This is a genomic window from Methylobacterium sp. J-001 (assembly GCF_022829565.1).
In the GTDB taxonomy this organism is placed as follows: domain Bacteria; phylum Pseudomonadota; class Alphaproteobacteria; order Rhizobiales; family Beijerinckiaceae; genus Methylobacterium.
The window spans coordinates 1-22,804 of the sequence record NZ_JAKSYN010000195.1 but is presented as its reverse complement, the minus strand read 5'-3'; the positions used below and the strand labels follow the sequence as shown (position 1 = coordinate 22,804).

Here is a 22,804-nt window from a genome sequence, read left to right as displayed (position 1 = left end):
CGCCGTCACGCCGCGCTCGAGCGCCGGCCGCGAAGCTCGGCCAGGGTGCGCTCGTTCTCGTAATCCATCATCAGGCGGACCCAGTCGTCCCCACTCTCGGCGTCGGCGGTCTTGGCGGCAGCGGGAACGGGCGCCGCATGGCTCCCCGCTTCCGGAACGGGTACCGACGGGACGGCGGGCAGGGAGGCGGCGCCGGACGGTGCGTCGTAGACCAGCGCCTCCCCGACCTCGACCGGCCGGGGGCGGCGGCTGGCCAGGAGATAGCGCAGCGCGCGGAACGGTTCGACCAAGCCCCACCACGCGAATTGCAGCGTGCCGGTGGGAATGTCCTTGTGCCGCCGCCGCCGGAGCTGGAAGCGGCGCATCGCTTCGGCGTCGCCGTACATCAGCCCCGCCAGCGCCGGGTAGTCGCGAACGGCCAGCTCGCCGAAGCTCAACCGCAGGACCAGTTCCCGACCGTCACGCGTCGCCTTTTCGAGATGGACCGGCAGGGGCGCGGGCCGCCTGGCCCCGGCCGTCGGCTCGACGCTGAGCGCCCCGCGCAACGAAGTACGGACGAGCCCCTGATCGAAGGCGCCACTCAGGAGACGGACAGTGCAGGCCTCGGCAGAGACCAGCTCAATCGCCACGTCGGTGCTGCGCCCCGACAGGCTGAGGACGCCGCGGCGATCGATCGCCAGCGATGGGGTGCGCTCGAGTTGGCGCCGCTCGGCGCAGACGCCGAGTGAGGCGCCCGCCGTGAGCAGGTTGAAGAAGTTCCACAGCCCGACCACCAGCATCAGGTTGGTCACGCCGGGCTCGAACAGGTAGCGCCACGCCGCGACGGCGCAGCCGAGCATCAGGAGCAGGTGTATGAGGAAGAACGGCAGTGCCAGCGACGAGATATGGTCGTGGTCGAGCGTCGCGCCCTTGTTGGTGACGTTGAAGGTCGGCTTGCGCGGCGAGGCGATGACCGAGACGATTGCCTTGGCGAGATAGACGCCCTGGATGTACTCGTAGAGCTCCGACACGAACGGCCAGCGGAACTTGCCGTAGATGTAGTTCTGGATCATCAGATTGATGATGATGTAGGTCAGCGTGTAGGCGATCGACTCGTCCACGCTGGCCACGAAGATCTTCAGATCGAAGAAGATGTGGAGCAGCGGCGCGAACATGAAGATCAGCCGCGGAATCGGGAAGAACCAGAAGGTCATGCTGGAGAGGTAGGCGATCTTCTGGACGGGCTTGAGACCCTTCTGGAAGATCGGGTTCTTCAGCATCAGGATCTGGAACATCCCCTGGCACCAGCGCGAGCGCTGGCCAATGAAATCCGTCAGCGTGTCCGGCTGCAGGCCGGCGATCAGTGGCCGGTCGACATAGGCGCTGGTCCAGTTGCGCGAGTGCAGCTCGAAGGCGGTCTCGCAATCCTCCGTGATGGTGATGCCCGAGAACCCTCCGGCCTCGTCGAGGGCGATGCGGCGCAGCAGAGCCGCCGAGCCGCAGAAGAACGAGCCGTTCCACTTGTCGAGGCCACGCTGCGTCACCGCGTAGAACATCTCGTTCTCCGCCGGCATGCGCTCGAAGGTGCGCAGATTACGCTCGATCGGGTCCGGATTGAGAAAGGCGTGCGGCGTCTGCACCAGGAAGAGGCGCGGGTCCTGCGCGAAATAGCCCACCGTCTCGGCAAGGAACGAGCGGAACGGGACGTGGTCGGCATCGAGCACCGCCACCAGTTCCCCCTTGGCGTGGGCCAGGCCGTTGTTGAGATTGCCGGCCTTCGCATGCTCGTTGCGGGCGCGCGTGAGATAGCGGACGCCGAGTTCGTCGCATAGCGCCTGCAGTTCCCCCCGGCGCGCCCGCGCCGCCGCGGCCTTGGCCGGGTCGGCATCGCTGCACTTCTGGTCGGTACCGCCGTCGTCGAGCAGCCACACGGTCAGCTTGTCGGGCGGATAGTTGAGCTGCCGAGCCGCCGCCAGGGTCATGGCAAGGATCGCGGCATCCTCGTTGTAGCTCGGCACGAACACGTCGACCGTGGGCAGGTCGGCGGCCGCGGCCTTGGCCGGCGGGTCGCGCTGCAGCGGGTCCGCGTTGATGATCAGGCTGACGAACAGGATGAAGACGCAGTACAGCTCCGCCACCAGCAGGATCAGGCCGAACCCGAAGCTGATCGGATCGCCCGGCGAGGGCAGTGTGCTAGTGAGCCGCCACAGGATGTAGCGCAGCACCACCAGGCTGCCGAGCGCCATGAAGACGAAGCGCGTCCGCGGCCCGTCGAACACGGACCACAGCACGATCATCGCCGCCATGGCGGCGAGGCTCATGGCGAGCTGGGCCTGCGTCCCGACCGGCTGGCTGAGCACGGCGAGGCTGGCCAGTGTAGCCCCAACCCAGGCCAGCCAACGCAACGCCTGCCTCACGCTACCGCCTCCCGGGCCAAAAATCCCTCGGATCGAGGTGCAACGGCTCTAGGGCCGGATTTGTACAGCGATGAGGGTCAATGGACAAATGCCGTGATAATATCCAGCTCGATTTATCAGATCGGCAATTACGGTTAACTTAGGAAAACGGCCCATTGAGCAGACGGCGATCACGCGACAGTCGATCGCTCTTCAAAAGCGAAATCGAGGCTTTGGCAACGCCATGAAAACTCTTTCCGCCAAACCGGCATCTTCGCGATAACCGACGATGACAGCGCGCAGGGCGGCATAGTGAGGCGGATATTTCGAACCGTTCTGGCGGCCCTCCGGACCCGTCGCCGCTGACGCCGTCGTCGCTCCCTGCGTCCGCCGACGGGCTTAATCGACCCTTAACGAAAATCGCGCCTCGCTCGGGACAGCTCCCCGGACGGACGGATGATCGCGAAGCCGCTGCAGATTTCTCTCAGACTCCTGAACGCGCTGCAGGTGGCGATCGCGGCCGCGGCGGGGTTCGCGGCCGCGCTCCTCGTCGTCGTTCCTGCCACGCAACCCGGCGTGCCGCTGTCCGTCCGGGATTCGGTGGGCGCGGCCTCGCGCGCCTACGTCGCAGCCATCACGGAGCGGCTGCGGCAGACGATCGGGGATGCCCGCAATGCCGCCCTGGCGCTGCGCGACGACGAGGGCCTGCTCTCGGCCGATCAGCGCGCCGCGCGCCTGCGCGAATGGCTCGGTCTGAATCCGATCTATCGCGATGGCCTGCTCGTGGCGTCCGACGGCACCGTGCTGGCAGCCCAAGACGAGCGGCTGGTCGGCCGCAGCGTCGCCCGGCAGACCTGGTTCCTGCGCGGCCGTGCGGCCGGCGTGAGTGTGGTGACCGAGGAGACGGATGCTGAGGCGCCGTTCGGCGCCGTCGTCGCGCTGGGCGAGCGCGGGCAGGGCGGCCTACTGCGCCTCGATGCCGCACCGAGCTACTTCACCGGCATCGAGGAGGACGTCCGCCGCACCCTGACCATGCCCGAGACACTCGGTTTCGTCGTCGCCACCGCGGACAGCCGGGTCCTCGTCGGCACGCCGAGCCCGTTCCGGGCGGCCAGCGTGTCGGCCACAACGCCGATGCGCGCGGCGGCCGAGATCGGTTCCCCGGGATGGCTGGTGACGGCGCAGGCCGTTCCCTCCGGCGCGTCCCTGGCAGGCTCGCCGGACTGGCGGATGCCCGGCATCGGCCTCGCGCTCGTGGCCTGCGCGGCGGCCCTCGGCTTCGTCGCGGGGACGCGTCTGACGCGGCCGTTGCGGCGGCTGCTGACGGGCGAAGAGGCGGACGAGGCCGTCGGCGCGCGGACATGGATCGGCGAGTTCGCGGCGCTGTCGGACGCGTTCGCCGGGCAGCGGCGCAGCACCGGGCTGCTGGTGGCGGGCGTCGATTCGGAAGTCGCGCGGCTCAAGGCGCGGCTGACCACCTTCGAAACCGTGTCGGGCTGGGCCTGCTGCGAGATAGATCCCGAGACCGGCCGGACCCTGTTGAACGCCCGGAGCGAGGGCGGCGGCGAGGGAGCCCCGTTCGCCGCCTGCTTCGTCGCGGCCGACCGCCCACTTCTCGAGAGGACGCGCCTTGCCGCCCTCGCCGCCGACGGCCCGCACGACGCGGTCCTGCGCCTGCACGACTGGCCGGACCAGCAGGTGCAGGTGAGGCTGCTCTGCCTGCCCGATGTCAGAGGCGATCGGCGGCTGTTCGCGCTCATGCGGAAGCTGCCGGGCCACGCGGACGCGACCCTGCCGCAGCCGGTTGAGCCGCGCCGCAATCTCGTCCTGCGGCGGGTGACCGACGGGATCGTTCACGAATTCAACGACGTCCTCACCGTCGTCCTGACCAATCTCGCCCTGCTGACGCGCCGCCACTCCCTCGGCGCTGAGCAGGACCGGCTGGTCGGGCGGGCGATGGTCGGTGCCCGCCGGGGCGCCGCGCTCACCCGTCGGATGCTGCACCTCGTGCGCGGCGACGAGACCGACATCACCCTCGCCGAGACCGAACTCGCCACCACCTTCGAGGCCTATCTACCGTTCCTGGAGGCGAACGCCCTCGGCGACATGCCGGTGCTCAATCGCATCCCCGCCGGCCTGCCGACGGTCCTGTGCAGCGAGCGCGTGCTGGAACTGCTGCTCCTCAACCTGGCCTTCCATATCCGCGACGCCTGCCTCGCCGGCTTCGCCATCGCGGCGGCCGAGGGCGTTCTGGATGACCCGAACGCCGAGGCGCCGCCCACCCCCTACGTGCGCATCCTCGTCAGCAGCGGCCGTCGCCCGGAGACGGCCTTGCCGCCGTCCGAGACGGGACGGACTTTGACCGCCGCGGCGGCGCTGGTCGCCGAGAGCGGCGGCGAGTGGCACGTCGTCCGCGACGGCAGCGGCGGCGAGCCCTTCCTGGCCGAGTTCTGGCTCCCGGCGGCGCGTCCGGCCGCGGCGAGGCTCTCTTCGCTCCCTGCGGTGACCAGGAAGATCCTGCTGGTGGAGAGCGACGGCCTCGTGCGGGCGAGCGTCGCCGAGGTAATCGCCGATCTCGGTCACGGGGTGGTCCAGGCCGCCTCCGGGGCGCACGCCCTCGAGGTGCTCGCGCGCGACGCCGCCTTCGACGCGATGATCGTCGATCAATCGATGCCGGTGATGGCCGGCCTTCAGCTCGCAGCCACCGTGGTCGAGCGGTATCCGGACATCCGGATCATCCTCGCCAGCCCGCACGGCCAGCTGCCGTCCTCCGCCGACGCCTTCCTGCGGATCGACAAGCCCTTCCGCAACGAGGACCTGCAGGTCGTCCTTGACGTCGCCGTCAATCGCGCGCGCGCCGCTTGATCTCGAAGCGGCCCGGCCGGCCCGGGGCATCAGGCGAAGTCGCGTGCGCCTCGGCGCCCGATCTTGGCCGCAGGCGCACAGTTGGAAAGTAGTCTTTCCAAAATCCAATGTTAACCATTGTCGGCGAGTGTTGGCTAAAGCGTAAATCGTAGCTTAACGGAGCCGGTGAGTATGGGCGGGATCGCGGGACCGATTGCCCGAAAGCTGCCGTCTCCGTTTACGACAGCGCTCGCCGTTTTGTGTGCCTGCGCGGCTGCCGTCTCCGCCGCCGACGCGGCCGACCTCGCGGTGCGGTCGACGGGCGCCGACTGGTACACCGGCGCCTCGCAGCAGGCGGTCGATGACAGCTGGGCCGTCGCCGTCGACGGCTCGACCAGCGTCACCTCGAACAGCTCGGCCTTCGGCTCCGTCACGGTGACCGCCGCGCCCAACGGCTCGCCCACGCGAGACGGCCTGCGGGTGCGCGTCGACGCCATCGCCGGCACCTATTCGTATCCCGGGCGGTCCGTGGCCACGCGGGTCACCGGCTACCAGGAGGAGGGCGCCCTCCAGGCGGGTTACGAGTGGGTCTGGAAGGACGCGGCCCTCGCCGGCTACATCGGCTTCAATGTCCGCAGCAATCAGCTGTCCGTCCCCGATCCGGGCAATCCAGTCGTGGGCACGGGCGTCGGGCTGAAGGTCGCCGGCAACTTCTACGCGACGCCGAGCGACCGGACTATGGTCTCGGCCTACGGCTCGTACTCGACCAAGTTCAACGCCTATTACTCCCGTCTGCGCGTCGGCTACATGGTCGCCGACGGCGTTTATATCGGCCCCGAGGCGCTGTTCCTCGGTGATGACTTTTTCCGGCAATATCGCATCGGCGCGCATCTGACCGGCGTCCGGTTCGGGCCCGTGCAGATGTCCGTCGCCGCCGGCTATGTCCGCGACCGGATCCAGGGCTCCGGCTATTATTCCAGCGTCGAGGCCCGCTCGACCTTCTAGCCCTTGGCCGGCGCGCAATCGGAGCGCGTCTGCGGCAATTCCGATCCTCTGACCCGCTGCCAGGGTGGGACGGCTCGGTTCGGTCGCCGGTCATCGCCGTCGCTTGCCCCGACCATCCGGCCAGGGCTGCTCCCCGGGATCATCCCGACGGCGATCGACGGGACGGGCTTACCGGGACGTTGCCAGGAGCTGGCTTGGCTTCAGGGGATCCCAGACGCCTTCCAAGACGGGCTGCATCGCAGCGTTGAGCGACTGCGCCGAGGAGACCGGCGAGGGGACCCCCCTGGGCTGGAAGCCGTGAAGGAGGCGAACACCCCGACGAGCCCCACGGCGCAGAGACCAGCGATGATCCACCGCGGCGCCCCCCAGGTGTGAAGGACCCCGGCGAGGGTCGCGAAAATGGCAATTAGACCGATAAATTGATGCATTGGACACCTCTAGGCGGCGGCGTCTAGTGCTAGATTAGAGCCAATGACTTCGTTCCAGAATGGAACATGATCTCAGATACGGCTTGTCATTTCCGGCCTTCGCCACGCCGCTGCGGTCGAATGCGCCGTGCCCGTCCCGCGGGCGGGCAACCGGATCAATGCATCCCGGAGATGCCGATACTCTGAAGGTGGGACGCTGTATCCAGCTCCCTCGTCGGGAGGAGCCGAAGGTGGGGATTGGCGCAGACGGGAACCCACCGCACCTGATCGTTCACCACCATGCCCGTCTCCTCCCCGCGCGGCGGAGGCGAGAGCGCAACGCTCGGAGCGCGTTGGATGGTCGTAGCCCGAGCGCGAGGAAGGATGCGCGCCGATGCAGAGCCCGAGGCGCGGTCCTTAGATCGAGCGCCGCTCAAGCAGAAAGGCCTCGTCCCGCGGGATTGCACCCGGGGTTTTGCGGCGATGTCGCTTCTGCGCTTGATCTTCGTCTACGAGCAGGAAATTCAGCCGGACCCGTTACTCGAGCCCCTATTCTGCCAAGCCCCGTAACCGTCCACAGAAACGGCTCTTGCTCACTTTGCGTGGATCAGGTGGCGAGGACCATACGGCGCTGTAGGAGATCGAGACCCGCTCGACCGTAGCTTTGGCGCTTGATCAGCTTAAGCCGGTTGATCTGGCCTTCGGCCTGGCCACTGCTCCAGGGCTCGGTCAGGGCCGCCCTGACCGCGGCAGCGTCACCGTTCAGTCCCGCAGCGAAGGTGGCGATGGCAAGTGCGCCGGAAGCCTTGGCCTCTGTGATTCAAGGGTTGAGATCCGCGGCGGCACCCCGCGGCTTGCAGATGCCGCACTTCGTTGTAGATGGCCCGCCATCGCGTCCGGCTCAGCGGCGGAACGTCCGCTTCGGGACGGAAAGCCAAGGTCCGGTTGCCACCCCGAGCCGAAATTGCCGGAGGGCTTACGAACGGCCGCTTTCGGGAAGCGCCAACGGCGTCTCAGGCGGCTGGGTTGGGTCGGTAGCAGGCCGTCGGCTTTTACGGCCGGCCTTCACTGAAGCGGTCATTCTGCTTTCGGCAACCTTCGGTCATTCTGGTTCGATCAGACCTCCAGCAAGCGGACCTTCTGAAGGTCTGAGAAGGGTCACGAGCTTCCGTTCGCAGTGGACAACGGCGCGAAGTTTCGGACCGTTTCAGCCCAACCGTAGCTTCGACTTGACTGTCGAAGCGAACGGAGCGTGTGTGGTCTCCAGCCCGACGCACGGAAACTGGCTAATCATTATGACAAGCCTGAGCGTATCTCATAGAATCGACGCGTTGATCACAATACTAAGCGACGTTGGCGCGGTCACCAAGACTGTACTTGTATGGATTAGCAAGAGTCTGGAAGTAGCGGAGTGGCAACGCGACGGCTGACGCATTCCTCTTTTCACTAGGTTGTCATTCCGACCATCCACGCTTTGCCCCGCCGGCCGGCCTTGCGCCGCCCGCGGGGTCGGGGTCGTGGCAGGGCCTGACCTGCCCCCGACGGAGACCCCGACCCATGACCACCATTTCGCTCACCCGCACCGAGACCAGCATCCTGCAGACCGCCGCATGCGAGGGCCGCCTACGCTTCGCACCAGAGATGAAACCGGCCAGTCGCAAACGGCTCATTGGCCGTCTCCTACGCGACGACCTCATTACCCCATCGGATGCGCCGGACGGACAGCATCGCCTGACGCCCACGGGCTACCTGGCAATTGGCCTCACCCCGCCCGCCCGGACCAACACAGCGTGCCGCCCGAACAAGAAGGTGCTGGTGCTGACGCTGCTGACGAGAGACAACGGAGCTACGCTCGCTGAGCTCATCGCGGCGACGGGCTGGCTCCCGCACACGACGCGCGCGGCCCTCTCTCGGATCCGGTCCGGGGGACAGCCGCTGGCGAAGGCAGCGCGGCCAGACGCGACGACGGCCTACCGCATCCTTCCACCCTCGCCCGCCGCTCGCACTCGCTCGCGGCGCAAGCGGGAGACGCTGACGCGGGGCGCTGAGGCTGAGCCGCAGGCTGGCATGCCGATTCAGGCCGTCGCCTGATGGCGCGGACCCAGCCCATTTTGGGGAGCGAGGCGGACCACGTGTCCGCCTTGCTCGACGCGCTCGCCGGGATGGACGCGGCGGCACTGGAACGGCGCTGGCGCCAGGTCTTCGGCGCAGCCCCGCCTCCCGGCCTCCCGCCGGCCCTGCGCGCGCGGGTGATCGCCTACCGCCTGCAGGCTCTGGCCTATGGTGACCTCGATCGCGATACCGCGCGGGCGCTCGAGCGGCTCGCACAGGCACGGGGCCCAAGAGGCCAGAGCGGGGACGATATGCCGATCCGCGTGTCGGTGCCGGTGCCGGACCGACGCGGGCACACACCCGGCGTGACGCTCTCGCGGGAATGGGCCGGTGTGATGCACACCGTGCACGTGTTGGACGCGTGCTACGCCTGGAACGGGGCGACCTATGACAGCCTGTCCCGCGTGGCGCAGGCTATCACCGGCACCAAGTGGAACGGCCCCCGCTTCTTCGGCCTGCGCGCCAAGACCACTGGCGGTGGGGAGCTCGGTGTGGGGAGGGTTGAGGCATGAGTGCCCGGTCGTCCAAACCACGACAGGCACCGCCCCCCGGCACACGGCCGACGCTGCGCTGCGCGATCTACACCCGGGTCTCGACCGAGCACGGGCTCGATCAGGAGTTCAACTCCCTCGACAACCAGCGTGAAGCCGCCGAAGCCTACATCCGCTCCCAGGCGCACGAGGGCTGGCGCCTGCTACCCGGCCGCTACGACGACGGCGGCTTCTCCGGCGGATCGCTCGAACGCCCCGCCCTGCAACGGCTGCTCGCCGAGGTGCAGGCCCGGCGCGTCGACGTGATCGTCGTGTACAAGGTCGACCGGCTCACCCGGGCCCTGTCCGACTTCGCCAAGTTGGTCGAGCTGTTCGACGGGCACGGCGTCTCGTTCGTGTCGGTGACCCAGGCGTTCAACACCACCACCAGCATGGGCCGGCTTACGCTCAACGTGCTGCTGTCGTTCGCCCAGTTCGAGCGTGAGGTCACCGGCGAACGCATCCGCGACAAGATCGCCGCGAGCAAGCGCAAGGGGATCTGGATGGGCGGCGTCGTCCCACTTGGCTACCGGGTCGAGGACCGCGCCCTGCACGTCGTCGAGGAACATGCCGCCCTCGTGCGGGCGATCTTCGCGGGCTACCTCGCGCACGGCACGGTGGCGGCGCTCAAGCAGGATCTCGACGAGCAGGGCATCACCCTGCCGGCCCGCCGCGACGGGGCTGGGCGAGAGACCGGTGGGGGTCCGTTCTCGCGCGGGCATCTGTACAAGCTGCTCGGCAATCCGCTCTACATCGGTCAGCTTCGGCACAAGGGTCAGGTCCATGAAGGCCAGCATGCCGCGATCGTGGACGGGGTGACGTGGCAGGCGGTGCAGGAACGGCTCACCACCAACCACCATCAGCATCACCGCGGGCGATCTGAGAGCGTGCACCTCCTCACCGGGCGCCTACGCGATGTGGCAGGTGAGCCGATGGTGCCGAGCCATGCCCAGAAGGGTTCACTGCGTTACCGCTACTACGTCGCCCGTGAGGTCGGGCTGGATGGCAAGCGGCTGCGCTTGCCTGCCGGGCCGATCGAGGCGGTGGTCGTGGCTGGTCTACGGAGCATCGCTGCACCGAGCCCGGTACCGCTCGAAGACGCTGCCGTGGTCGCTGCCGAACTCGAGACGGTGACGGTGCATGCCGATCACCTCGTGCTGCAGCTCACCGGCGACCGCCCTCCCTTGTCGCTGCCCTTCGCGCATCAGCTGCAGCGCCGCCGCAGGGCGATCGTCGTACCGCCGGGGCGCGAGGGCGATCGGCTGCGGGCGATGAAGGCGGAGGATCGCACCCGCATGCTCGTAGGCATCGCCGCGGGCCGGACCTGGATGGGGGATCTCGTGGGTGGGCGAAGCACGAGCATCGAGGCGATCGCCAGGGCCGAGCAGGTCAGCGAGCGCTCGGTGCGCATGACGCTGTCCCTCGCCCTACTCTCCCCTCGCATCGTGCAGGTGATCGTCGAGGCGCGGCTGCCCCGGGGCATCGGCCTGCGTCATCTCTACGAGCTGCCCCCCGCTTGGAATGCACAGGAACGCATCCTTGGCTTGTGATAACTGAGCGTCCCGCCTGTGCTCCCCACGGCTGACGTCATCGCCTCCGGAAGCGATCAGGCGAATAGGCGCACCGCCATCCCGATCACCACCGCGGCTCCCAAGCAGCGCCGCCACGGGTTGACCCCGCGCAGCAACTCATCGCCCGCCCAGACCGCAAGGGCGATCCTCGATGCGAGATCCGCCCACCGCCCGACAGCGGTATCCTCCCCCGCGATCCAAGCGACGGACAGCATCAGACCGAAAAGCCACAGCGGCGTGTTCGGCCACTGGCCGATCACGATGCGCCCGCTGGTGCGGTCGCGGAAGAACCAATCGAGGACCGCGGGTAGCATCGCAGGAAACGGGAATGAGGCCTGTGGAGACCGGGGGCCGAAGGGCCGGTGATCCGGCCCCGGAGACACCCCAGAGACGCGGCTGAAGCAGGACGCTCGAGCTAAGCTACTGACATGACGTGACTTTCGACGACCACCTGGATCCTGCGATTTGCGCAAGGACCCCTGGTGGAGCTGAGGGGAATCGAACCGCTGACCGGTTGATCGTGATCGTACGGCGATTCGGGCTGGCGCGGTACGAGGGACGATCGCCTGGCTCAGAACTCCGGCGTCGGGTCCTCAGGGTCATCGTCTTCGTCGTATGCGTCGGCATCGCCCGTCTCGCGATGCTCGTCGCTTTCATCGTGATCGGCATCCCAGTCACCGTAATCAAGTTCTTCTTTGGGATCGGGGTCCGCTGCCATCTCGGCATCGAATTCGGTGTCGCGATCGAGACCATCAGGCTCGTCGGAATCCATGAGCGGGAGGTCGCGGTCTGCGGGATCGTCGGCGGTCAGTGATGGGGCCATGGGGTTGGATGCGGCACCAGCCCCGGACCCGCCCCCCGATGTCGTCACCCCGATCACAGCCCCCAGAGCATCCCGTCCCCAGCGAATGTGCTCTATCACGCCGGCGATGAATGCGCGGTCGCTTCCGGCGATGGCGAAGGACACATCGAGATGCGGAGAGTGCCGCAGCAGGGACCCGGCCCAAAGCCAATCGGACGGATCTCGCACCAGGATCTCGGCGTTTTTGGGCGGGTCGGCCCAGGCCTGGCGCGGCGTCAGCCTCATCGCAGGGAGATCCGCCGCCCTGATGCCGCCCGCGCGCGCGTCATCTTCTGCATCGGCTGCGCCGACGTCCGGTCGATTCGAGCCGATCGTCACGGCGGCGATGTCGTCATATGAGGCTTGCGCAGGCCCGGCGTCGCCACGCCGGCCCAGCCGTTGCTGCAGGATTTGCAGCGAGATCGCGTCGCGGCGGGGGAGTGGCAGGGCGGTGCCGAGGAGCTGCTCGACAAGCAACGGGGCGATGCCGCGCTCGGCTCGAGTGACCGGCCCCTCCAGGACGACGCCGAGGCGCAAAGCCGCTCCGGCCCGCGATGCGCGTGCAACCAGGATCTCGAGTTCGACATCGTCGAGCCTGTCGGCGGAGAGAACAACCACAGTCGTCCCGGGCGACCAGCGCAGGACCGCGGCATCGCGTCGATCGAGCTCGGCCAGGTGACGAGCGGCGATCTGGCGGCAACCGCGCGGCCAGGGCATCTGATCCGCCAGCTCGCGACGCAGCCAGGCATCCGACCAGACCACGACGAGGTGCCGATCAGGATCCAATGCCGCGCCGATCCCGTCGAGGATCACCCGCAACTCCGGCAGTAGGCCGGCCGCGATCGGGGCGAGCGACACGCTCACGTGCCGCATCCCTGCCACGTCGGCGAGGATGGTCGCGGCGCGCTCGCATGCAAGACGGCTCGTGAACAGCGGCTCGTCGGCCACCGCCGATGCGGCGGCCCGGAAGCGGATCACATCCTCGTGCCCGAGCACAGCCGCGACCTGATCCGCAACGGCGTCGGGCTCATGGCCGGCGCCCGCCAGGAAGGCCTGGAGCTCGGTCCGGGAGACGATCGACCGCGCCTGGGTGAGGATGCGCAGCACCTCCGCCGGATCGGTCGAAAGCAGGCGTCGCCCGGTGCGGACGTCATCGCGGGCTTGCTCGCGGCTGCGACCGGCAAGCACAGCCTTCGACCCGCGCTTCGGCCGGCCCGTGACCTGTGGCTCGGCCAGCCCGGATGGCGGCGGAACGGCAAGGTCGATGCATCGCTCACGGAAGAACTCGGCCTGCACCCGAGTCCAGATCGCCGACCAGTCGAGGGCGTGTACCAGCCGCCCTCGCACCACCGGAAGCCAACGCCGCTCTAGGGTGCGTCCGATCTCGCTGCCCATCACGGGGTAGAGCCCGACGGTGAGATGGGCGTGGCGATGGGCGACGTGTCCGTCGTCATCGAGCACCCGGTGGATATCGGCCCGCACCGGCAGACGCCTGTCGTGAAGGAGTTCGGCGAAGCACCGCACCAGGGCGGCGCATTCGGGCAGGCTCAGCTCCGCCTCCCGCGGCAGACCGAGCACGAAACTTAAGCCGACCACCCTAGTGGTTCCCATCGATCGCCCCCGGCGCTCGATCGCGTACCAGAGGACGCGGGGATCCTTAAAGCTGGCGGAGGCGTCCTCCGGCAGCAGGGTAAAGCCGGTGACCGCGTCATCATGCCGGCGTGGCCGGTAGAGCACCGCGCCGGTGTCGTCGGTCAGGACCCGGCGCTCGGCATAGGCCGCCGCTGTGGCGATGCCGCGTCGGGCGAGGCTGAGGATCTCGCAGGAGGCGAAGGAGAGGGGCATGACCGTCCGACACTCCGTTTATCCATCTGTCGGATTTGCGCATAACTCGTGGCCGGAGGCTTGGCCTCCCCGTGGGGAAGCGTACTACCGATGCCACTATTCTGTTGCGGTGTCGAGCTAAATCCGACATTGTGATCCTGAGCCGCTGACGAGCGTGCGTGTCGGAGACGTCGGATGGAATGGGATTTTGAACGGGTCGTCCACGCCCGCGCGAGGGCGACGGAGGCGCAGGCCGAGTACAGGAACGCCTGCGAGGCGGTGGCGGCCGGCCTGATCGGGGAACTCGCGGCACTGCCCGTGGACCGGATCAGCCAGGCAGCGGCACAGGTGCGCATTGCTCTTGCCGATGCCGCGGCGGGACCGGGAGATGTCCAGGCCCGTCAGGCCTGGCAGGTGCTGGCGCTGCGGGCGGGCACGGCCCCGCCCGCGGGCGGGGACCGGGACGCGGACGAGACCGAGGTGGTGTTGCGGCTTGCCCGCGCGCCGAGCCAGGACGACGTCGCCTTGCTCGAGGGCCTCGGCCTCAGGTCGATCCGGGCCGGGGTCGTGGCCTTCCGCGGCCAGTGCGGGCTCGAGAAGCTGGCGCCGCTGATCGCGCGCTACGATGGCCACGTCCAGGACGCCTCATATGCAGGCCTCTCTCCTCGCTCGCGCCAGCCCCGTCAGGACGATGGGCCGGGCGAGGCGGACGCGAAGGTCGCCGCGACGGCCGCGTCATCGTCTTCTTCGGCGGCGGCAACGTCGGTTCCGGATGCTGCGGCGGTCCCGGCGTCGATCGGCGTCGAGCCATCCGGGCCGGTCGACCGCTTCGTTCCCCGCGCCCCTCTTCCCACACGCGCCGGGGAACGCCGGAGTGGTGGCGAGGCCGACGATCATCATCATAACGGTGGAGAGGTCCGGTGAAGGGCGAGCCGGAATCGGTTCTGGCGCAGCGCGTGCGCGAGCGGCTGGTCGCGGTCGGCATTACCCAGGCCGAACTGGCGAGACGTGCCTTCGTAAATCGCAGCTTCGTGTCAGATTTGCAGAGGGGCCGCAAGGCCGTGATCCGCGAAGATGCCTTGGCGCGCTTCGCTACCGCGTTGCGCTGCTCGGTCTCCTACCTCGTCGGAGAGAGTGACGACCCGAGCGTTCCCGAGCGCCCCACCCCGGCACGTCGACTTCCCCCGCCGCCGCGGCTGCCGGCCTATCTTGCCCCGCGCGTCCGCGACCCGGGCGATCCTACGCCGCGCAAGCCCGACCTGCCCGCCGACTGGAGCGAGGACGAGCGCAACAGCGTGCTCGCCGAGGAGGCGCGGCGCGACCGGGAGCAGCGCGCCTACGACCGCGAACTCGACCGCCTCGACCCCTCCACCGAGATGGAGCCGACGCTCGAGAATGCGGTGCTCAATCTGCTCGAGTTGCGCCTGCGGTCCCATTCTACGCTCAATAGCGGGAAGGACACCGCCTCCAAGGCCATGTCGGCGCTGATCCCGGTGTTCGGACAGCGCTATGGACAGGCTCTTCGCGTCGAGGACGGGGTGCAACTGCACCACATGATCAGGCCGATGCCGCTGGCGCGCTGGCCCGGCGTCTACGCGATCATCTGGCCTGATGATGGACTCGACCCACGCATCCGCCGCAGCGAGACCGTGGTCGCCGTGCCCCGCGCCGATATCCGCCCCGGCGACGACGTGATCGTCCTGACGCGAGCCCCGGCACCGGCGACCAACATCCTCCTCGGCCGTCTGGTCGAGGCCCGGCGCGACCGCATCCTGCTCGCCGGATTGGCCGGCGACGGGCCGGACATTGTCATCCCCAGCGCCCAGCTTCAGGCAATCCATCGCCTGGCAATGATCATCGCCGCCGGCATCTGAGCCCAAAAACCTAAGGACCTTATCATGACGCCCTTCTCCCCCACGCACCGCATCTCGTCCTCGCTGCCTCGCCTCCAGGCCGAGGCCATCATCGCCCGTCTTGACCTCGAAGGCTTCATCCGGTCCTGGAACTCCGGCTTAGGCTCGATCATCACGAGCTACGAGGCCTTTCTCGACGCGGTTGCCTTCAAGCCCAACGGGCTCGCGGCCTTCGACGCGGCGATGGAGGAGGCCGCGGCGGATGGCGGGGCCCTCGACAACGCGCTTCAGTCCCTGCTCGACCCGGTCATCATCGGTTCCGCCATGACCGCCATCTCGAAGGTCTGTGCCGACTGGGCCGAGGAGATCGTTACCGACTGGGAAGAGCAGTCCGTCGCTGAGCCGGCGCCGTTTTGTGACGCGAAGACCTTCATCAATTGGGTCCTGTCCCAGCATAATCGGCCCGCAGAACTCTGCGGTCCCAACGGAGAAGAGATCGTCGACACAGCCTCCGCCGAGACCCTGTTGCGGCAGGCTCTTGGCAGAGCCATGACCAAGACAGGGACCTCCGGCTGAATCGAGTCGGCGGGGTGAGCTGGTATGACCAGGTCAGATCACTGCGATACGCTGGCCGGACACAGTGATCGCCGGTGCCGGTGAGGTCGGGCGCGAAGGTTGTCGCGTTGCGATACATCGCACGGCGCCAGTGCTCGGACCGATTGTGGAGTTTAGGGCGTAGCGTATCGACCTGCGATTGCGCCAACTTGCCGAGAGAGACCAGGAGATCGAGCGAAACCGTCGCGCGCCCGCACGCCACGATCCGCTTCTTCCTCGTTTCATGGTCCTTGCGCGCGGCTTCTATGCGGAGGGTTTGCTCGCTCGCCGAATTGAGCGGAGCGACTCCCTCGACGATTTGAAGAAGCGAGGTCCGCCGCTTCCCGATCGCACGATTGGCGTTCGGATCGCCGTTTTCGCCGCGCCACACGGCGTGCATGAAAGAGTTTAGCGAGGGCATTCCCCTCGCGCCACTCGGCGAAAGCCAACGCTCGGACGGTGCGGTCGATCATCTGTTGCAGTCGAAAGGAGCCCACCTGCAGTGTTGCTGGTAGCGGGCGTGCGGCTGGTTCACCAAATTCGGGAAGCTCGGCGAGCTGTGTTTAAGCGTGGAATAAGGGTCCTTCCGCACTTTCGGTGCTAAAGGTTGGCATCCGATCAAGCTTTGCCGACCGCGGCTCATGCAGCATGCAGGACGCGCTGGTGCAGGAGATCGAATCCGGCGCGGCCGCACATACTGCGCTTGATCAGCTTGAGGCGGTTGACCTGCCCCTCGACGGGGCCGTTGCTCCAGGGCTCGACGATGGCGGCGCGCACGGCTGGCTCGTCCTGCCAGAGCCCTGTGACGAAGCCGCCGAGATCGGTCGCGGCTGCAACTTCCAGCCACGGCGTCAGTCCGGTGGTATCGTTCTGGCGCAGTAGATCGGCGAAGGCGCGGATATGCGCAGCCTCGGCATAGGGCCTCGAGCGGTCGCGGCCGACGACGGTTACGCTCGGCTGGGCGGCGAGCCAGTCCCGCACCGGTGCCGATGAGCGGCCGGGCAATAGGTCGATGACGCGCCGCTGCTCCAGGTCGCACACGATGGTGTTGTAGGACCGACCGCGCCGCCACGCCCAATCGTCGATGCCGACCACCCGCGGCGGCGGAGACGGTACGGTCCCGCGACGACGGATCAAGCGCAGGACGGTGTCGCAGCTGACCGGCATGGTCAAGCGGACGCTTTTCCTGCGGGTCCTTCGGGCGTACGTGGAGGCGTACGATGTCCCTGCCCAGGGCGACATCCTCCATGATTGTATTCCAGAAGTAGTCGGGGGGTCCGAAAATACGGGGTGACGTCAAACTAGTGGATTACATCGTGGAAGCCGCTCGACGATTGAATCAGCGTTTTACTAGCCGATTGCCGGGATGACGGTGTCCCGCACCGTGCGCTACCGTTGCTTGATGATCTTCCCTGCCGCGTAGCGTTCGGCGTTGCCGGCCTTCATGCGCGCTTTCTCTGCATCGCGGGTGACGCCCCGTTGGATGTCGCGTAGCCGTACGATCTCGGCCTTGAGCTCCGGCTGCGGCAGCAACTTCGCCGACTCGACGGCAGGTTCCAGCAATTCTGCCCAAGTCTTCATGACGGGACGTTTGAAGGAGAGGAGCTCCGCCTCGGTATAGCGCCGGGTCATCCGGTGCTCGTCATGAGTCGTCTCCGAGCCCGCCGTCGCGTGATCGAGGATGTACCCGACGAAAGCCAAGTGGTGCCCGGCCTCGGCGAGCACGGAGGAGAAGCAGCGTCGTACGTCGTGCGGGCTCATGTCCGCGCCCGGGATCGTCGGCAGGTTCTTCGTCAGCGTCCCGACCTCGACGTGCCCGCTCTTGGCCGGCACGCCGAGCTTCGCGGGCCTGCGGGTCGGGAACAGCCACTTGGTCCCTGGCTTGTGCTCGGCCAGCCAAGCCAAATGGCGTTGCACGGCCGCCCAGGCCGGCGGGGGAAGCGGGATACTGTGCGGCTTCCCGGTGGCCTTGGCCTTCGGGGTCTTGCGGTGCCCGGCGCGCCAGATGCCCCAACCCTCGTATGCGGACCACGCCTCGAATTCCTCGACGCGGGCTCGCGCAATGGTCAGTCGCCGCTGCGCCGTCCAAGCGAGCAACTCCATCGCGGCCGCGATCACAGGCCTAATGGCCCCGCTGCGTGCCGTCGCGACAACCAATCCGAGTCGGTTCAGGTCGGGAAAACGCTGCTGCGCCTTCACGGCACCGAGCTTGGGGGCCTTCAGCCGGTCGAGAACGCTGCCGTCGATGCCCGACTCCCGTTCCTGGGCAGGCTCCGCCAGCCAGCCGAACATCCTCTTCGTCACCCGCACGACGTCCCGGGCCTGGCTGCGCTTACCCTCCTTCACCAGCGCAGCGGTCACCTTGGCGACGTCCGACGCCGCGATGCGCGCCACGGGGATGCGGTCGAGGTCGCGCATGGCCGGGCAGCCGACGACGGACGCATAGTTCCTCACCGTCTCGGCTGTCAGGTTGCCTACCTCGGCCTCGGCAGCGAGCCACCGCGCCCATGCATCTCGGGCCTGCCGGTAGGTCCAGGTGGTCACCTGCTCCTCCCGCGCATGGATGAGGGCGCGGGGCGGCTTGGGATCCTTCGGGTCCGCCTTTCCCGTCCGCTCCGTCTTGCGGTCTTCCCACGACAGGGTGTCATGCAGGGATTTCATCCAGTATGCGTCGGGTACCCCGTGGTCGGACGTAACGTGCCATTTGACGTTCCTGGCCGCGCTTCGGGCATGCGCGAGCGACCAGACGTCGACTGGACCGATGGTGATCCGTCGGTCCTTGCCTTGATGCTGGAGCCGCATTTGCCAAACGCAGCCCGATGGCTGGACGCGTAGGACCAACCCTCTGCTCTCGACGTCGTTGATCTCGCGCCGGACGCCAGCGAGTGCGTCGGCCTTCGCCTTGACGATGGTCGTCTGGCGGATCTCGATGCGCTCGCTTGCCATGGTTCCCTCCCATTCCCCGCCAGCGACAGCTAGGACGACGCTAGGACGACTTAATAAAAACAAGCATCGGCCTGATAGGTAATCGGAATTTGGCCATTCGGCAGAAACCGACGTAGAAGCGAACTGGCGTTCGGTATTTTTTAAGGTTCTCTGACAATGGGTTGCGGGTAGGCGGGGTCCGTAGCCCCCCTCGGGACACGAGCCTGGATACCCCCACCCACCGGATTAGAGCCTTCGCCTTCTAAGCGGCAGGTCGTTGGTTCGAGCCCAACCGGGGTCGCCAGAGATTCACCCGCCCAGTCAATGACTTGGCGGGTTTTTCCTGGCCCGTATCCGGTAGCCTAAGGGCGCAACACGTAGCAACACGGATCGTTGTTTTACAAAGGCTTACAACTCGAGCCGAGGCGCTTGCGGGTGCTCCACGCAACACGGATGCAACACGAAAGGCGTGTCTGTACGCCTCAGCGTGAGCCTCTACGAGCGGCCGACCACATGTTCCGAGCCTGAGCGTTATGCCTTGCAGCCGCCGTCGTGACCGCTAGCTGGCGGAGCGACCGGCACAGTCCGGTGTCCGAAGCCGGAGGGTCCGATGCGTATTCTGATGGTGGGCTATGAGCCTACCTCAGTCGACTTCTCGGACCCAGCTCTCCCGCCCGGACTAAATGCCGAGAAGATCCACCATGGGATCGAGGTGGCGCTTAAGGATATGCGCGACCGCGGCTGGACGGCTGAGCAGTGCTTCATACAACCGGACGATCAAGCCGGCCCGATCCTGCGGCAGATGCTCACTTCCGGCTCCTACGACTGCCTCGTGATCGGCGCCGGCGTGCGCTCCTGGCCACGGCACCTGGCTGTATTCGAAGTCCTCATCAACACAGCCCGCGAGGCTGCACCGACAGTTCCGATCGCCTTCAACACGCGGCCTGAGGATAGCGGTAATGCCGTCGAGCGGGTGTGGAGCAGGCATCGGATCTGACCGTACGCCGCCGCCCATACTTCACCGCCGCCCGACCAGCACGACAGTGTCAAAAAACGCGAAGGTTATAGCCATCATAACAACAGACCTCAGGACCAAAAGGGGTCTGCTGGATCTTCTCTGACGCTTGGCGGACTATGCTGGAGCACGACGGCTCGCTGAGACGAGTCCGCGCGTTTGGAGGAACTTCGATGGGCGTGCTCAAAACCGGCCAGACCGTGGCGCTGGCTGTCGTCGCGGCCTCAGGTGGCTGGCTGTTTGCCCAGACTTCCTGGGGAGCATCCGACCACCCACCGCGGTTCCCGCAGCTGACCCTCGAGCAGCTTACGCCTGCTCAGCGTCCGGTTGGTGAGAAGATCATGAAGGTCTCGAGCGTCGGACTCGCCGGCCCGTACAACCCGATGATCCGAAGCCCCGAGATGGCTCAGCGGATGTACGACCTGCTCGACTACCTGCGCTGGCACACCTCCGTGCCGACGCGACTGAATGAGTTCGCGATCCTGATCCAGGGACGCCTCTGGCGCTCGCAGGTCGAGTGGTACGCCCATTACCCGCTGGCGATCAAAGCGGGACTCTCCGAGCAGGTGGCGGCGGATCTCAAAGCGAACAAGCGGCCGGAGGGCATGAAGCCAGACGAGGCGGCCGTGTACGACTTCTGCATGGAGCTCTCCACGCAGCATGCAGTCTCGGATGAAACCTTCGCTCGGGTCAAGGAAGTGCTGGGTGAGCAGGGCGTAGTGGACCTGACGACACTCACCGGCACCTACGTGACGGTGGCCATGCTGCTGAGCATGGCCGAGGAAGGCGTGCCGCCGGGCAAGGAACCCCCGTTCAAGCCGGGCGAACGGTAGGGCGAGCGACAAGCGGTCTTGGCAGATTGTTGTCGGGACCCGCTGGATCCCCGGCGCGGCGGACATCCGCCCGCACACGCCCTAAACGCCTGTCGTAGCGCCGCTCCATGGCCGAACGCCAGGTTTGCTCGCATGTCTGCCACGGCGGCGGAGCGACATCGTTCCAGGATCGACGCTCAGCGCGGTTGACGGTTCACGGATCGCCGTCCGATCAGACGAGAATACAATCCGCTATCGGGCCTTCCGCGTGCTCAGGGCGACGCCAAGCAAAACGGCGGCGCCGACACCGGCCCAAACGATCCCGGCGCTCATCGTTCCCGCCGACGGTACACCCTTGCGCGCCCGCCAGCCGCCGTCAGCGCTCGTTCCTTGTGGGATCGGTTCCCGTAGCGCCCCATGGGTCCGTGGTCCTGGATCGGCCCGGTCCAATGCGAAGCGGAATCCTGCGCCCATCACACGCTCGGTCAGCGAGGGCGCAAGCGCGTAGCCAGCTTGGGCGAGGCGGGCCGGCCAGCCTACAGCCGTCTCGTGTCGTGGGTGCCGAACCAAGCGCAGGTAGGCCTCGGCCACATCCTCGGGCGCGTAGTAGACGTGGCCTGGGTTGAGCGTCTTGCCCGTGACGTTGGCCCCGTGCTCCAGACCGGGTGTATCGACGATGGCCGGGAACACGCCACAGACGTGGATGTGCTTATGCCGGGCAAGCTCCTGGCGCAGGCTGGCCGAGAAGCCGCGCAAGCCGAACTTGCTCGCGGTGTACGCTGCCGCGAACGGTGTTGGGGCCCAGCCGCCCATCGAGACCGTGTTGATCAGCGTGCCGTGCCCCTGGCGCAGGAAGTGTGGCAGCACGGCATAGGCACCGTGAATCGCACCCATCAGGTTGATCTCGATCGTCTGCCTGTGCAGGTCGAGCGGAGCGTCGAGGAGCGGCCCGAATACGCCAGCACCTGCATTGTTGATCCAGACATCGATGCCACCGAACGCCCTCGCCGCGCCTTCCGCCAGCGCGAAGACAGCGTCGGTGTTGGTCACGTCGGTTGGGATCGCGATCGCCGCGCCACCACCGTCCCGGATCTCGCGTACGACATCGTCGAGAACATCGGCACGCCGGGCAGCGAGAACGACGCTGGCGCCCCTGGCAGCAAAGGCATAAGCCGCGGCACGCCCGATGCCGCTCGACGCGCCGGTGATAACGACCGTAGATCCGCGCACTTGCGCCATGTCTCGCCCTCCCGCTCGTCGATCTCGATCAGCGAACCAGAGCAGGATTGTCGTGTTCCTGCGGCAGAGAGACCGCGGGTCGTCAAGTGTAGCGGATAACCTGGTGAACTCGCGAGCGGGGCACCGCGTCGCCATTGTGCCTTCATCAGGCTTGGCCGATCTTCTCGTAGTCGCTGCCCGTCTGCTCCGAGATTTTGAGCCAGTAGCGGTTTGAAGCGTCAACGAACGCCGCCTGGACGTATCCCATGACTGAGAGAGGGCGACCGCGGCAGTTTGAACGCGGTCAGCCCGTCGAGGCGCTGGCAGGCACCATCGAGCGCGTCACCTTCCACAGCCCCGAGACCGGCTTCTGCGTGCTCAAGGTCCAAGCTCGGGGCAAGCGTGACCTCGTCCCGGTAATCGGCCATGCCCCCGCCATCGCGGCCGGCGAGTGGATCACCGCCACCGGCATCTGGCACACGGATCGCCAGCACGGCGTGCAGTTCAAGGCTGACACCCTCAAGGTCACGCCGCCCACCGGGGTTGAGGGCATCGAGAAATACCTCGCCTCCGGCCACATGCGCGGCATCGGTCCGGCCATGGCCAAGCGCATCGTCGCGGCGTTCGGGGAGGGCACGTTCGAGATCATCGAGGCCGAGCCGCAGCGACTTCCCGAGGTCGCCGGCATCGGCCCGAAGCGCGCCGCCCGCATCATCGCCGGCTGGGCCGAGCAGAAAGCGGTGCGCGAGATCATGCTGTTCCTGCACGCCCACGGCGTCGGCACGGCGCGGGCGGTGCGGATCTTCAAGACTTACGGGCACGACGCCATCGCGGTCATGACCGAGGACCCGTATCGGCTGGCCAAGGACATCCGCGGC

At 67.3% G+C, this 22,804-nt stretch carries 16 protein-coding genes and 2 pseudogenes; 11 read left to right on the top strand and 7 right to left on the bottom strand.

The annotated features are described in order from the left end of the window. Positions 1-5: 5 nt before the first annotated feature. Positions 6-2,396 (bottom strand): UDP-forming cellulose synthase catalytic subunit, encoded by a 2,391-nt coding sequence (bcsA, locus tag MKK65_RS22925; RefSeq protein WP_147941520.1) that lies wholly within the window; start codon positions 2,394-2,396, stop codon positions 6-8. A 435-nt stretch (positions 2,397-2,831) separates the two neighbouring features. Between bcsA and MKK65_RS22920 the strand changes: the two genes are divergently transcribed. Together MKK65_RS22920 and bcsS are read left to right on the top strand one after the other, a co-directional pair. Then, complete coding sequence (locus MKK65_RS22920) at positions 2,832-5,240, top strand: response regulator (protein ID WP_243960343.1); 2,409 nt, start codon at positions 2,832-2,834, stop codon at positions 5,238-5,240. Between the two features lie 171 nt (positions 5,241-5,411). Beyond that, positions 5,412-6,224: a cellulose biosynthesis protein BcsS gene (gene bcsS / locus MKK65_RS22915; RefSeq protein ID WP_147910593.1), complete on the top strand. Its 813-nt coding sequence runs from the start codon at positions 5,412-5,414 to the stop codon at positions 6,222-6,224. Between the two features lie 1,014 nt (positions 6,225-7,238). Here the strand turns inward: bcsS and MKK65_RS22910 are convergent. Then, a pseudogene (locus MKK65_RS22910) lies at positions 7,239-7,418 on the bottom strand (ISL3 family transposase); the annotation flags it as partial. Between the two features lie 770 nt (positions 7,419-8,188). On the opposite strand from MKK65_RS22910, the gene MKK65_RS22905 reads away from it, so the two are divergent. From MKK65_RS22905 to MKK65_RS22895, 3 genes are read left to right on the top strand one after another with little or no spacing between them, the layout of a single operon-like run. Then, complete coding sequence (locus tag MKK65_RS22905; RefSeq protein WP_147941242.1) at positions 8,189-8,722, top strand: DUF3489 domain-containing protein; 534 nt, start codon at positions 8,189-8,191, stop codon at positions 8,720-8,722. A gap of 41 nt (positions 8,723-8,763) precedes the next feature. Then, positions 8,764-9,255 carry a DUF2924 domain-containing protein gene (locus MKK65_RS22900; protein ID WP_243960342.1) on the top strand — a complete coding sequence of 164 codons (492 nt, stop codon included), beginning with the start codon at positions 8,764-8,766 and terminating at the stop codon, positions 9,253-9,255. After that, positions 9,252-10,823: a recombinase family protein gene (locus MKK65_RS22895; RefSeq protein ID WP_243960341.1), complete on the top strand. Its 1,572-nt coding sequence runs from the start codon at positions 9,252-9,254 to the stop codon at positions 10,821-10,823. The genes MKK65_RS22900 and MKK65_RS22895 overlap by 4 nt, the downstream gene beginning before the upstream one ends. Positions 10,824-10,879: 56 nt before the next feature. Here the strand turns inward: MKK65_RS22895 and MKK65_RS22890 are convergent, their stop codons facing one another. Together MKK65_RS22890 and MKK65_RS22885 are read right to left on the bottom strand one after the other, a co-directional pair. Then, the gene (locus MKK65_RS22890; RefSeq protein ID WP_147941245.1) at positions 10,880-11,158 is read right to left on the bottom strand and encodes a hypothetical protein; all 279 of its coding nucleotides are present in this window, start codon (positions 11,156-11,158) and stop codon (positions 10,880-10,882) included. Between the two features lie 257 nt (positions 11,159-11,415). Then, entirely contained in the window at positions 11,416-13,530 is a 2,115-nt protein-coding gene (locus MKK65_RS22885; RefSeq protein WP_279596912.1) for a MobA/MobL family protein, read from the bottom strand. Between the two features lie 174 nt (positions 13,531-13,704). Here MKK65_RS22885 and MKK65_RS22880 point away from each other — a divergent pair, with 174 nt between their 5' ends. From MKK65_RS22880 to MKK65_RS22870, 3 genes are read left to right on the top strand one after another with little or no spacing between them, the layout of a single operon-like run. Continuing rightward, positions 13,705-14,433 (top strand): hypothetical protein, encoded by a 729-nt coding sequence (locus tag MKK65_RS22880; RefSeq protein ID WP_147909633.1) that lies wholly within the window; start codon positions 13,705-13,707, stop codon positions 14,431-14,433. Next, on the top strand, positions 14,430-15,383 hold the full coding sequence (locus tag MKK65_RS22875) for a helix-turn-helix domain-containing protein (protein WP_147909632.1): 954 nt from the start codon (positions 14,430-14,432) through the stop codon (positions 15,381-15,383). The genes MKK65_RS22880 and MKK65_RS22875 overlap by 4 nt, the downstream gene beginning before the upstream one ends. A gap of 24 nt (positions 15,384-15,407) precedes the next feature. After that, entirely contained in the window at positions 15,408-15,938 is a 531-nt protein-coding gene (locus tag MKK65_RS22870; RefSeq protein ID WP_147909631.1) for a hypothetical protein, read from the top strand. Between the two features lie 930 nt (positions 15,939-16,868). Here the strand turns inward: MKK65_RS22870 and MKK65_RS31600 are convergent. Both MKK65_RS31600 and MKK65_RS22860 read right to left on the bottom strand, forming a co-directional pair. Then, positions 16,869-17,123 (bottom strand): annotated as a pseudogene (locus MKK65_RS31600) (transposase); the annotation flags it as partial. Positions 17,124-17,345: 222 nt separating this feature from the next. Then, positions 17,346-18,902 (bottom strand): tyrosine-type recombinase/integrase, encoded by a 1,557-nt coding sequence (locus MKK65_RS22860; protein ID WP_147909630.1) that lies wholly within the window; start codon positions 18,900-18,902, stop codon positions 17,346-17,348. Between the two features lie 589 nt (positions 18,903-19,491). Between MKK65_RS22860 and MKK65_RS22855 the strand changes: the two genes are divergently transcribed. Next, on the top strand, positions 19,492-19,878 hold the full coding sequence (locus MKK65_RS22855) for a hypothetical protein (RefSeq protein WP_243960339.1): 387 nt from the start codon (positions 19,492-19,494) through the stop codon (positions 19,876-19,878). Between the two features lie 191 nt (positions 19,879-20,069). After that, positions 20,070-20,729 (top strand): carboxymuconolactone decarboxylase family protein, encoded by a 660-nt coding sequence (locus tag MKK65_RS22850; protein ID WP_243960338.1) that lies wholly within the window; start codon positions 20,070-20,072, stop codon positions 20,727-20,729. Positions 20,730-20,960: 231 nt separating this feature from the next. Here the strand turns inward: MKK65_RS22850 and MKK65_RS22845 are convergent, their stop codons facing one another. After that, a complete protein-coding gene (locus MKK65_RS22845; RefSeq protein ID WP_243960337.1) occupies positions 20,961-21,947 on the bottom strand; it encodes an SDR family oxidoreductase in 987 nt (328 codons plus the stop codon). Between the two features lie 245 nt (positions 21,948-22,192). Here MKK65_RS22845 and MKK65_RS22840 point away from each other — a divergent pair. Then, a partial coding sequence (locus tag MKK65_RS22840; protein ID WP_243960336.1) for an ATP-dependent RecD-like DNA helicase occupies positions 22,193-22,804 on the top strand: 612 nt, incomplete at its 3' end.

What these genes read in the sequence shown, in the direction of transcription:
- MKK65_RS22860 (WP_147909630.1), bottom strand. Translation starts at nt 18,902, where the DNA reads ATGGCAAGCGAGCGCATCGAGATCCGCCAGACGACCATCGTCAAGGCG.
- MKK65_RS22920 (WP_243960343.1), top strand. Translation starts at nt 2,832, where the DNA reads ATGATCGCGAAGCCGCTGCAGATTTCTCTCAGACTCCTGAACGCGCTG.
- MKK65_RS22905 (WP_147941242.1), top strand. Translation starts at nt 8,189, where the DNA reads ATGACCACCATTTCGCTCACCCGCACCGAGACCAGCATCCTGCAGACC.
- MKK65_RS22850 (WP_243960338.1), top strand. Translation starts at nt 20,070, where the DNA reads ATGGGCGTGCTCAAAACCGGCCAGACCGTGGCGCTGGCTGTCGTCGCG.
- MKK65_RS22870 (WP_147909631.1), top strand. Translation starts at nt 15,408, where the DNA reads ATGACGCCCTTCTCCCCCACGCACCGCATCTCGTCCTCGCTGCCTCGC.
- MKK65_RS22885 (WP_279596912.1), bottom strand. Translation starts at nt 13,530, where the DNA reads ATGCCCCTCTCCTTCGCCTCCTGCGAGATCCTCAGCCTCGCCCGACGC.
- bcsS (WP_147910593.1), top strand. Translation starts at nt 5,412, where the DNA reads ATGGGCGGGATCGCGGGACCGATTGCCCGAAAGCTGCCGTCTCCGTTT.
- MKK65_RS22855 (WP_243960339.1), top strand. Translation starts at nt 19,492, where the DNA reads ATGCGTATTCTGATGGTGGGCTATGAGCCTACCTCAGTCGACTTCTCG.
- MKK65_RS22880 (WP_147909633.1), top strand. Translation starts at nt 13,705, where the DNA reads ATGGAATGGGATTTTGAACGGGTCGTCCACGCCCGCGCGAGGGCGACG.
- MKK65_RS22890 (WP_147941245.1), bottom strand. Translation starts at nt 11,158, where the DNA reads ATGCTACCCGCGGTCCTCGATTGGTTCTTCCGCGACCGCACCAGCGGG.
- MKK65_RS22895 (WP_243960341.1), top strand. Translation starts at nt 9,252, where the DNA reads ATGAGTGCCCGGTCGTCCAAACCACGACAGGCACCGCCCCCCGGCACA.
- MKK65_RS22845 (WP_243960337.1), bottom strand. Translation starts at nt 21,947, where the DNA reads ATGGCGCAAGTGCGCGGATCTACGGTCGTTATCACCGGCGCGTCGAGC.